This window comes from Microbacterium sp. SD291, from assembly GCF_017355365.1.
In the GTDB taxonomy this organism is placed as follows: domain Bacteria; phylum Actinomycetota; class Actinomycetes; order Actinomycetales; family Microbacteriaceae; genus Microbacterium.
This window is the reverse complement of record NZ_JADIJR010000053.1, coordinates 1-10,428: the sequence shown is the minus strand read 5'-3', so window position 1 is coordinate 10,428 and position 10,428 is coordinate 1. Positions and strand designations below refer to the sequence as shown.

Annotated in this window: 12 protein-coding genes; 9 read left to right on the top strand and 3 right to left on the bottom strand. The window is 65.2% G+C overall.

The genetic code is table 11. The features are described from left to right. Nucleotides 1-250 precede the first annotated feature (250 nt). From IPV10_RS16445 to IPV10_RS16420, 6 genes are all read left to right on the top strand, one after another. Nucleotides 251-979 carry a GntR family transcriptional regulator gene (locus IPV10_RS16445; protein WP_207485694.1) on the top strand — a complete coding sequence of 243 codons (729 nt, stop codon included), beginning with the start codon at nucleotides 251-253 and terminating at the stop codon, nucleotides 977-979. Nucleotides 980-1,090: 111 nt separating this feature from the next. Continuing rightward, complete coding sequence (locus IPV10_RS16440; protein ID WP_207485692.1) at nucleotides 1,091-1,996, top strand: ABC transporter substrate-binding protein; 906 nt, start codon at nucleotides 1,091-1,093, stop codon at nucleotides 1,994-1,996. Nucleotides 1,997-1,999: 3 nt separating this feature from the next. Beyond that, entirely contained in the window at nucleotides 2,000-2,935 is a 936-nt protein-coding gene (locus tag IPV10_RS16435) for an amino acid ABC transporter permease (protein WP_207485690.1), read from the top strand. 1 nt (nucleotide 2,936) lies between these two features. Continuing rightward, on the top strand, nucleotides 2,937-3,725 hold the full coding sequence (locus tag IPV10_RS16430) for an amino acid ABC transporter ATP-binding protein (RefSeq protein ID WP_278249389.1): 789 nt from the start codon (nucleotides 2,937-2,939) through the stop codon (nucleotides 3,723-3,725). 28 nt (nucleotides 3,726-3,753) lie between these two features. Continuing rightward, nucleotides 3,754-4,887 carry an FAD-binding oxidoreductase gene (locus IPV10_RS16425; protein WP_207485688.1) on the top strand — a complete coding sequence of 378 codons (1,134 nt, stop codon included), beginning with the start codon at nucleotides 3,754-3,756 and terminating at the stop codon, nucleotides 4,885-4,887. 211 nt (nucleotides 4,888-5,098) lie between these two features. After that, nucleotides 5,099-5,374, top strand: a complete 276-nt coding sequence (locus IPV10_RS16420) for an FAD-dependent oxidoreductase (RefSeq protein WP_207485685.1) — start codon at nucleotides 5,099-5,101, stop codon at nucleotides 5,372-5,374. A gap of 247 nt (nucleotides 5,375-5,621) precedes the next feature. Here the strand turns inward: IPV10_RS16420 and IPV10_RS16415 are convergent, their stop codons facing one another. The 3 genes from IPV10_RS16415 to IPV10_RS16405 all read right to left on the bottom strand — a co-directional run bounded on the left by IPV10_RS16415 (nucleotide 5,622) and on the right by IPV10_RS16405 (nucleotide 7,956). Next, nucleotides 5,622-6,095: a hypothetical protein gene (locus IPV10_RS16415; protein ID WP_207485683.1), complete on the bottom strand. Its 474-nt coding sequence runs from the start codon at nucleotides 6,093-6,095 to the stop codon at nucleotides 5,622-5,624. Nucleotides 6,096-6,104: 9 nt separating this feature from the next. After that, nucleotides 6,105-7,229 (bottom strand): MFS transporter, encoded by a 1,125-nt coding sequence (locus IPV10_RS16410; protein WP_207485681.1) that lies wholly within the window; start codon nucleotides 7,227-7,229, stop codon nucleotides 6,105-6,107. Nucleotides 7,230-7,335: 106 nt separating this feature from the next. Then, nucleotides 7,336-7,956, bottom strand: a complete 621-nt coding sequence (locus IPV10_RS16405) for a class I SAM-dependent methyltransferase (RefSeq protein ID WP_207485679.1) — start codon at nucleotides 7,954-7,956, stop codon at nucleotides 7,336-7,338. A 122-nt stretch (nucleotides 7,957-8,078) separates the two neighbouring features. On the opposite strand from IPV10_RS16405, the gene IPV10_RS16400 reads away from it, so the two are divergent. From IPV10_RS16400 to IPV10_RS16390, 3 genes are all read left to right on the top strand, one after another. After that, nucleotides 8,079-8,666 (top strand): helix-turn-helix domain-containing protein, encoded by a 588-nt coding sequence (locus tag IPV10_RS16400; RefSeq protein WP_207485677.1) that lies wholly within the window; start codon nucleotides 8,079-8,081, stop codon nucleotides 8,664-8,666. A gap of 36 nt (nucleotides 8,667-8,702) precedes the next feature. Continuing rightward, entirely contained in the window at nucleotides 8,703-9,494 is a 792-nt protein-coding gene (locus IPV10_RS16395) for an SDR family oxidoreductase (protein WP_207485675.1), read from the top strand. A gap of 142 nt (nucleotides 9,495-9,636) precedes the next feature. Beyond that, on the top strand, nucleotides 9,637-10,428 hold a 792-nt coding region (locus tag IPV10_RS16390), incomplete at its 3' end, for a serine/threonine-protein kinase (protein WP_207485673.1).

Here is a 10,428-nt window from a genome sequence, read left to right as displayed (position 1 = left end):
AATAGCGCGAGTCTCCATCAGACCCAGGGCGCTTCAGCGCCTGGTCGAAGGCCAAGTTGTCACGAACTGGATGAAAGCTCTCGAGCAACTCTCCCTCGTCTATCCCGAGCGCATCGAGCGCTACCTCTAACCCCCGAGACATCGCCCGCTTACACACACAACTTGACAAGCTCGCAAGAGCGGATTTCGAGCAGGTTACAACTTCCTCACAACTATTGACCGGTCATTTGTTTAAATGTACGGTCTAGCCATGACCGCACCGCAGTATCAGATCATCCGCGCCGAGCTCGAGGCTCGCATCGTCTCGGGCGAGCTCGCGCCCGGAGCCAAAGTGCCGACCGAGGCGGAGCTGCAGTTCGAGTATCAGGTGAGTCGTTCCGTGGCTCAGCGCGTGTTGAACGACCTTGCCAACGCCGGACTCGTCATCCGCCGGAAGCGGTTAGGAACCCACGTCGCTGACGGTGCACGACAGATCAACCTCATGCGCTCCGTGGATCCGCGCATCGGTGATGCGAACCTTCCCGGGCGGATGGACGTTGTGGAGGGAACCGTCATCCCCGCCGGCAAGGCAGCAGTCACACTCCCAGGGCTCGATGATCTCGAACCAGTCATTCAGCTCACACGCGTGCGCAGAGACGTAACCGACGATTCCGCGACGGTGGTTGAGATCGCGGCGATCCCCTTCGCCCTGACACCCGAACTCCTCGAAGAGAACCTCGAGGACGTGTCAGTCCGGGCTTACCTCGCGCAACAGGGCGTGGAAATCGCCAGGTCACGCATGTACTTCGATCCTGTGCTTCTCGATGAAGAGAATGCCGCACTCCTCCAGCTCACCGCTGGAATCCCAGTCCTCCGACGGCGCCGCCTGATGTGGCAATCCAACGGACAGATCGCCGAATCCGCGGCCTACTACCTCAAGCCCGGCGCGATGGAGTTCTACATCGAGTACTCCGACGAAAACCAACCAGACCCCTCGTAACCCACGAGACGCCCGAAGCAGTACCCATTCGAAGCAGTACCACCCGAGCAGTACCCATTCGAAGCAGTACCCACCGATGCAACGTCGCATCTTTGAACACGGAGACATCCCATGAAACGCATCATCGTAGCCACCGTCAGCGTCGCAGCCCTCGTCCTCGGAATGGCCGGTTGCGCCAATCCCGAGATCGAAAGCGAAGGCCAGCAGACCGAAGCCGCCGACATCGTCGCGTCGGTCGAGAAGAACGACGAGATCGCCGCGCTCCTCCCCGAGGAGTTCGCCGATGGATTCACCATCTCGATCAACACCGATGTCGAGCCGATCAAGTTCGTGGACAGTGACGGCAATATCGCCGGCCTCAACCCCGACCTGCTGCGTGCAGCTGCCCGCGTTCTCGGGACCGAGGCCGAGTTCGAAGAAGGAACCTTCGACGGGCTCATGCCGGGGCTCGAGGCCAAGCGTTTCGACGTCATCGCCTCGGTGGCTGACTTCGTGGAACGCCAGACCTACATCGACTTCATCGACTACATGCGCAACGGCACGGCGATCATCACCAACGTCGACTTCGAGAAGGACGAGATCACCCGCGAGGACTTCTGCGGTCTCAGCATCGGATACGCCCGCGGTACCTCGCAGCAGGCGAGCCTCGAAGAGATCGCTGCAGAATGCGTTGCGTCCGGTTCCCCGGAACTGGAGATCAACGGGTACAACGACACCGGCGCCGGCATCCTCTCCGTGAAGAGCGGCGAGGCAGACGCGTTCTGGGGAGACTTCCCGCAGATGGCCTACAACGTCAAGAAGACCCCCGACACGTTCAAGATCGTCTATGAAGAGCAGAAGAGCATCCTCGGTATCGGTATCCACAAGGACAACGCCGAGCTGCGCGATGCGCTCCAGGCAGCCCTCCTGCAGCTCGTCGAGGACGGCACGTACGACGCTCTCATGGAGAAGTGGGGTCTGAGTGACTCCGCCCTGCCCGAGATGGACATCAACAGCGACATCTCGATGGAGGGATGATCCGTGAGTAACGTCTCACACCCCACCACCCAAGGGCTCAACACCCAAGAGTGGACACGTCAGGAACTGGCAACCCTCCCGATCAAACCTCGCGTCGGTATCGGATTCTGGATCAGCATCGTTCTGGCCGTCTATGTTGGTCTCGTCCTGATCCAGCTGTTCGTCTTCAACGAGAACTGGAACTGGGAGCTCGTCTTCTCCTACCTGTTCAGCCAGGTCATCCTCAACGGCCTGTTGAACACCATCGTTCTCACTGTGCTGACGACGGTTGTGGGACTCGCACTCGGAGTGCTCACCGCCTGGTGCCGCATGTCCAAGCTCGTCGTCCTTCGAACCTTCGCCGTCCTCTACATCTGGCTCATGCGCGCCATGCCCCCGCTGGTGATGCTTCTGCTGGTGTTCTTCTTCGGCGCTCTGGTTCCCACGTTGGGGATCGGCATCCCGTTCGGGCCGAACCTGTTCGAGGTGCCGACGAACGAGGTGATCTCACGATTCAGCGCCGCGATCATCGGCCTCGCCATCTATCTCGGTGCCTACTCCGCAGAAGTTTTCCGTGGGGGAGTCCTCGCGCTGCAGTCGGGACAGTTCGAAGCCTGCAAGGCGCTCGGGCTGCCGCCCTTTAAGGCGTACCAGAAGATTCTCGGACCGCAGCTGATCCGTGTGATCACCCCCTCGATGGCGAACGAAGTCATCACGATCTTCAAGAGCACGTCGCTGGTGTCGGTGATCGGATACACCGAGCTCCTGACGACAGTGCAGACGATCTACGCGCGGAACTTCGAAACAATCCCGCTGCTTACGGTCGCGGTGATCTGGTATCTGGTGCTGACCTCGCTCGCCATGTTCGGGCAGTCCCGGCTGGAGAAGCGATTCGGTCGCGGGTTCGCTCGTCGGAACCTCGCGAGCACGGCGAAGCAAACAGACTTGGCAGGAGCTTGAGATGAGCAACACAACGAGCGAGGAAGCCCCGCTGCTGCAGCTGGTCAACGTCAGCAAGCACTTCGGTGATCTGAAGGCCGTCGACCACGTCAGCCTGGACATCTATCCCGGAACGGTCACCTGCATTGTCGGGCCATCAGGCTCAGGCAAAAGTACGCTTCTGCGCACCGTCAACTCGATGGAGACCATCGATGGCGGAGCCATCTTCCTGAAAGGGCAGATGATCGGGCACGAGGTGCGGCGCGGGCACCGGGTGCCGGTCAGCGGTGCGCTTGCGCGGCGCCAGACGCTCAACTTCGGAATGGTGTTCCAGCACTTCAATCTGTTCCCGAACTACACCGCTATCGAGAACGTCGCGATCGGTCCGACCCTGGTGGGCAAGGCCAGCAAGAAAGCAGCGACCGCTGCGGGGCTGCAGTACTTGGAGCAGGTGGGACTGGCCGACCGGGCAGACCACTACCCCAGTGAGCTTTCGGGCGGACAGCAGCAGCGAGTAGCGATCGCCCGCGCCCTCGCCATGGAACCGCAGATCCTTCTCTTCGATGAACCGACCAGCGCTCTCGACCCGGAACTCGTGAGCGAGGTTCTCGCGGTGATGCGCGGTCTCGCCGCGAACGGCTCCACGATGCTCGTCGTCACCCACGAAATGAGGTTCGCCGAAGAGGTCGGTGACGAGGTGATCATGATGGACGCCGGCAGGGTCATTGAGCGCGGCACACCCAGGTCGCTCCTGCACAACCCCACCACCGATCGGGCGAAGAAGTTCTTCTCCTCCGTCGGAACGCTGTGACCCACCCCACGACGCGAGGAACGTATTCATGAATCAACCCAGTGTTATCGTCATCGGCGCCGGTGTAATCGGCAGCTCACTCGCCGCCGAGCTCACCCGCCGAGGATCGACTGTCACCATCGTCGACGCGGCTGAAGCCGGCTCCGGGACGAGCTCGGCCACCTTCGCGTGGATCAACGGCAACGACAAGTCCCCTGAGGCCTACAGTCTGCTCAACTTCCTCGGCGTGCAGGCGTACGAGCGCGAGGCTCAGCGTGGGGGGCGCTGGTTCCACCAGACCGGAATGATCCAGGTCGCACAGTCGGAGAAAGAGGCGCAGAAGCTCGAGGGCAACGTCGCACGCATCGCGTGGGGCGAGTACGGCGCCCGGCTGCTCACGCGCGATGAAGTGCTCGAACTCGAACCGAGCCTGAATCCGATGAACGTTGTGGCAGGTGCGATCTATCCCCGTGAGGGCTGGGTCGACGTCGAAACGATGTGTCACACGCTGCTCGATCGCGCAGTCCAATCCGGAGCCACCTTCTTCCCCTTCCGCACAGTGAGCGAGATCGGGCAGAACTACGTGATCACCGTCGACGCTGACGGACACACCAGCCGCATCGACGCAGATCTTGTGGTGGTCGCCGCCGGCAACGGAACCCGAAGCATCCTGGCGACGGCGGGCATCGACTTCCCTCTGCTTGACCCTTCCCAGAACACCGATGCCGCCGGGGAGCCGGAATCCTCGGTCGGCATCATCAGCACCACCGGTCGTGTCGACTCCGGGGTCCGTCACTTCATCCGCGCGAGCGGGATCGCTTTGCGGCCCGCGCGCAACGGAGGGATCACGTTCGCTGATCACCCGACTGGCGGGAAATGGGCGAAGACGGATCCGCAGATCTGGACGGTTCCGGGTGTCCTGCTCGAGCGAGCACGCGAGCTGTACCCGGCGCTGCGAGATGTGGCCGTGGAATCCGTGCACCTCGGCACCCGCGTTCTCCCCAAGGACGGTCTCACTATCGCCGACTGGGTCGACGAAGGCCGCTCCATCTACACCGTTGCCACGCACAGCGGGGTGACTCTTGCGCCGCACCTGGCAGCCGCGGTGGCGGACGAGCTGCTCGGTGGGTCGCGTCACGCGTCCCTGGCCCCGTTCGGTCTGGCGCGTTTCGCGACCGTCTAACTGAGGGATCGTGCGACACCGGTAGGCATCGCTCTCAAACTGCTGCTCCGGCCCAAGCCCCTGCGGGTCGGAGCAGCCCTTATGAAGGACGTCACGGACGACAACGCCGTAGGGCGCATGCACACACGATCACGCCCGAAACCCGAGACGCTGTGGACGCCGTTGTCAAGCACGTCAGATTGGCCACGTGATTGAGCGGAGAAGGAAACGCATGCGAGTTATCGTGATCGGCGCCGGAATCCTCGGGACTTCCATCGCTTATCAGCTTGGGAAGCGCGGTGCCGAGGTCACCCTCATAGATAAAGCAGCCCCGGGCCAGCCGCCTCGCACCGCACCGGCGTCGCCCGGCGCCGGTGCTTTCAATAGAGGAGCGAGGTGTCCCCGCCCAGGGCGAGTGGGCGTGTCTGCCGTAAGCCGGACGCATCGCCTAACCGCGGACAGCGAGTACCGAGCTCCGCGCCGGTTGTCACGATCTTCTTCGCCGTGATCGTCGCCTCGGCGAAAGTGTGGCCTCTGATACGACTATCGGTTCTCCCTCCGCCCACTGACTGGGAAGAGGACGGTGTTTCGCAGGGATCAGGCCCGTGAAGAAGATGACAACTCGGATGAGACAAATCGCAAGCAGGGAGTGAGTCAGATCAGCGGAATCCCGCCGAATTCTTGTCTCACTTCGCGACAACTCCGGTGAGATCCGACAAGAGTCGGCATGTCCGTCTCCCGAGATCCGTCATGTCTCAACGTCGAACGCTGAGGGCATCAGAGCGGTTCGGAGCCTCGGCGTCGGCTTCGTCCAACGGCTCTGAGGGTGTGGAGGAGCCGGGGCCGCGGAAGAGCACGAAGATCACGAGGACGGTCATGACGGCGACGCCGACCCACATCGCCTGCTGCCATCCGGCGATGAATGCCTCGTTCGCGGCGGTGAGAATCTGGTCCGCGTGAGCCCCCGCGCTCTGGCTGATCGCGGTGGCATTGGCGATGCCTTCGCGCGCCGTCGCCGCGAACTCTTCGGGCACGCCTGACAGGCGTCCGGCGATCGCGCTCTGGTATCCGGCCACCAGCACACCGCCCAGAAGCGCGATGCCCAGGGCTGCGCCGAGCTCTCGGGAGAGGTCGTTCAGGGCCGAGGCGACACCCTGCTGCTCGCGAGGAAGCGATGAGGTGATCGCTTCGGTGGAGGGCGTCATCGCCAGGCCCGCGCCGAGTCCCATCGCGATGAGTCAAGGGAGCACGCTGACGTACCCGCCGTCGGCCGACACGAACCCGGCCATGAGCGCGAGCCCCGCGGTGGTGATGGCGAGCCCGACGACCATCGAGGCTCGGGCTCCGACGCGTGCTGCCAGGCGAGGGGCGAGTCCGGAGGCGAGCATCATCAGCAAGGCCATGGGCATCATGGCAAGCGTGGAGAGCAGCCCACTCCATCCGAGAACGACCTGGAAGAAGGGGTACAGCACCAGGGAGATCCCGCCTTGCACGCCGAACAGCACCAGAAGGAGCGTGGTGCCCGAAGAGAGGCCTCTGGTGCGGAAGTGCCGGATGTCCAGGAGGGGGGACGGGACGCGCAGCTCCCACAGGATGAACCCGGCGGTGGCGAGCGCTGCCACGATGAGCGGGATCAGCACGATCGGGTCGGCCCAGCCGAGAGACGGTGCTTCGTGCAGCGCGAAGGTGAAACCGACGGTTGCGATGATCGAGGTCAATGCCCCCAGGGCATCGAACCGGCCGGGGACTCTATCGCGGGAGTTCGGAACCGCGCGAGCACCGATCAGCAGGGCCGCGACGGTGAGCACGATGGGGAGCGCGAACAGCCATCGCCAGGACGCGATATCGACCAGCACGGCGGAGAGGTACATCCCCAGGATGCCGCCGCCTCCAGCGACCGCGGTCCACATCCCGATCGCTCGGGACCGTTCCTCGTCTGGGAACGAGGAGGTGATCACCGACAGAGTGACCGGCATGATCAGTGCCGCGCCGATGCCGCTGAGCAGACGCGCGGCGAACATGACCTCCATCACCGGGGCCACGGCGGCGGCGACGTTCGCGATCCCGAATACCGCCAGCCCGACGATGAGCACCGGCTTGCGACCCAGCCAGTCGCCCAATGCCCCCAGCGGCAGGAGGAGGGCAGCGAGGGTGAGTGTGTAGGTGTTGATGATCCACAGCACCTCCCCCTGGGAAGCATCGAAGGCCGTCGTCAGCTGCGGCTGAGCGACGTTGAGGCCGGTGACCGAGGCGACGACGGCCATCAAGGCGATGCAGATGGCCCACAGGACGGCACGTCTGCGTCGTGGATCGTCGATGACAGGAGCGACGTTCTCTGCACCTGCGTAAGTGGTGGATGTCATGGCGGGATGTGTTTCCTTTCAGGAGGTTCTCTGCGTGGCGCTGATCGCAGGCAGGTCGAAGCAGCGCCGAGGTTGAAAGACCTTGGCGCGCGAAGCGGAAGACGAATCAGGTGAGTCGGTGGGTGCGAACGATCACGTCACGCAATTGCACCGGGGAACCGCCGCGGTCGACGGTGCGGGTGTGCTCATAGGCTGAGTCGATCCGCCATTCCGGCGAGCCGAACAGGCTCGTGATCCCCTCCAGCGTCGCCGTCGCTCCTTCGGGATGGTCGTGTCCGCGGTGAACGTCGTGATGGCTGCCGTGCAGGTGTCCCACGATGAGGAGCGTTCCGCCAGGGGCGACCCAGGAGGCGATACGCCGGTACAGCGGGAGCTGCCCGATCTGCGCGTGGGCGTAGCTGGTGACCACGAGGTCCCATGCTCGTGCCGGCTCCCACCGCGACAGGTCGGTTTCCACCCAGTCGATGTGCTCGCCCGAACCGGCGGCAGCACGAGCCCGGGCCTCCGCCAGTGCGTTCGCGGAGATGTCGGCGGCCGTGACGTCCCAGCCCTGCTCGGCCAGCCAGAGCGCTTCGGTTCCGGTTCCACAGCCCGCATCCAGCACTGTGCCGACGGGCAGATGCGCGGTCTCGGCTGCCAGATAGGGGTTGACGGGGAGCCGGCGACGTCGGCCCGGGGTGGTGCCCCACTGATCCTCCCAGTAGTCCTTGTCGAACTCGTTCCTCATGGGTGCATCGTCGTGTGTGGTGCCCATTGCGCTGTCCTCCCGCTCGTCCGTGATGTCCATACCCAGGATCCCCCGAACACGCGCAACTGGCAATCATTCTTGCCGAATGGCAAACTGGGGGGATGAGCGAACCCTCCGATCAGATCCTCGACACCGTGGGCCCACGTCTGAAACATCTTCGACTGCGCCGAGACATCACGCTCACCACGCTCGCTCAGGAGACCGGGATCTCGACAAGCACCCTCTCCCGGCTGGAGGCGGGACTGCGGCGCCCGACTCTGGAGCAGCTGCTCCCATTGGCCCGCTATTACGGCGTCACCCTCGATTCCCTCGTCGACGCGCCTCGCACCGGGGACCCCCGAATCGATCTCCGGCCCATGGCCTGCAAAGACGGGTCGATCATCATCCCGCTCACACGCCGCCCCGGAGGCGTCCAGGCATACAAGTTCGTCCTCCCCACGGGCAGCGACGATACGGTCCCAGACCTGCGCTCCCATGAAGGGTTCGACTGGGCCTACGTGCTGAACGGCACCCTCCGCCTGGTGCTCGGCGACCAGGACCTGCTCCTGCAGGCCGGTCAGGCTGCCGAGTTCGACACCCGCACCCCGCACTGGTTCGGGGCCACCAGTGCCGGCCCGGTCGAATACCTCAGCCTCGTCGGGCGCCAAGGCCAGCGCGCCCATGTGCACGCTCCTGCCGGCGACCACTAGGGCGGGCGCGGATGAGGGTCGTCTAGGTTTGCGGACATGCGCAGAGACTTCACGGACACGACGGCCCTCATCACCGGCGCGAGCTCCGGTCTCGGCGCCGAGTTCGCCGCGCAGCTGGCCAGACGCGGCGCCGACGTCGTGCTCGTCGCCCGCCGGGAGGAGCGTCTGCGTGAGCTCTCCGAGGACATCACGCGCGAGCACGGGGTGCGCGCGACGCCGATCGCGCTCGACCTCGCCGCACCGGACGCGCCCGCGGCCCTGCGCGCGCAGCTCGACGAGCGCGGCATCCGCATCCACACCCTCATCAACAACGCCGGGTTCGGATCGAAGGGGGCGTTCGTCGATGCGGATGCCGCACGCATCGCGGAGATGATCCAGGTCAACGTCGCGTCCCTCGTCGGGCTCACGCGGGAGTTCCTCCCGGATCTCGTCAGCGACGGACGCGGAGCCCTCGTGAACCTCGCGAGCATCGCGGCCTATCAGCCGTGCCCCGGAATGGCGGTATACGGCGCGTCGAAGGCGTTCGTCCTCAGCTTCACCGAGGCGATCGCGCACGAGACCGCAGGGTCCGGGCTGCGGGTGCTCGCGCTCAGCCCGGGAGCGACGGCCACCGAGTTCTTCGAGGTGGTCGGCACGCGGCCCTTCACATCCCGCTTCGAGGCCCCGGAGACGGTCGTGGCCCTCGCGATGCGCCTCCTGGACAGGCGACGGACGCCGGCGAGCGTCGTCTCAGGGCGGCTGAACGCGCTCTTCAGCAGGCTGGCCGGCATCGTGCCCCGCCGGCTGGTCCTCGCGGCGAGCGGACGGCTGCTCACCGACTGGGCGTGAGCTGCTGGTTCCCCGCACCACCGTCGTCGCCGCGCCGCGAGTAGGGTCCCGGCCCGCCTGTCAAGGCGGGTGACGCAGGGCCGCTGCGGAGTTAGCTTCGTGAACCTGGTGGGACGCCGCGCAGCGCGGAGAGGTGATTCGGATGCAGACCCAGGAGGCACCGCCGACAGAGGCGCTCCTCGACGGCAGGTACCGTCTGCTCGGATGCGTCGGCAGAGGCGGCATGGCCTCGGTGTACCGGGCCGAGGACACACTCCTCGAGCGGACCGTCGCGGTCAAGCTGATCCGCCACGACCCCGATGCGCGATTCTCGGCCGACCGGGCGCAGAGCGAGAAGGCGCTGCTCGCGTCGCTGAACCACCCGGCGCTCGTGACGCTGTTCGATGCGCGACTCGAACCCGGCTCGGCGCAGTACCTGGTGATGGAGTTCGTCGACGGGCCCACGCTCGCGGGCCGGCTGACCCGCGGCCCGATGCCCTCGGGGGAGCTCGCCCAGATCGCGGGCGACCTCGCGGATGCGCTCGACGCCGTGCACAGCGCGGGCATCATCCACCGCGACGTCAAGCCTTCGAATGTGCTGCTCACGCCGCCGAAGAGCGAGACCGGGCGCTGGGGCGCCAAGCTCGCCGACTTCGGTATCGCCTGCGCTCTGGACACGTCGCCCATGACGGCGCCCGGTGTCATCCTCGGCACGGCCGCGTACATGGCGCCCGAGCAGCTGCGAAACGACGAGCTGGGGCCGGCGGCGGACATCTATGCGCTCGGCCTGATCCTGCTGGAGGCGCTCACCGGGCGGCCGGCGTATCCGGTCAGCTCCAGCATCGAGTCGGCGCTGGTGCGGCTGTCGGTCTCGCCCACGATCCCGGAGAGCCTCGGACCGGCGTGGTCCCGGCTCCTCTCGCTCATGACGCGTACGGACCCGGCGGAGAGGCCG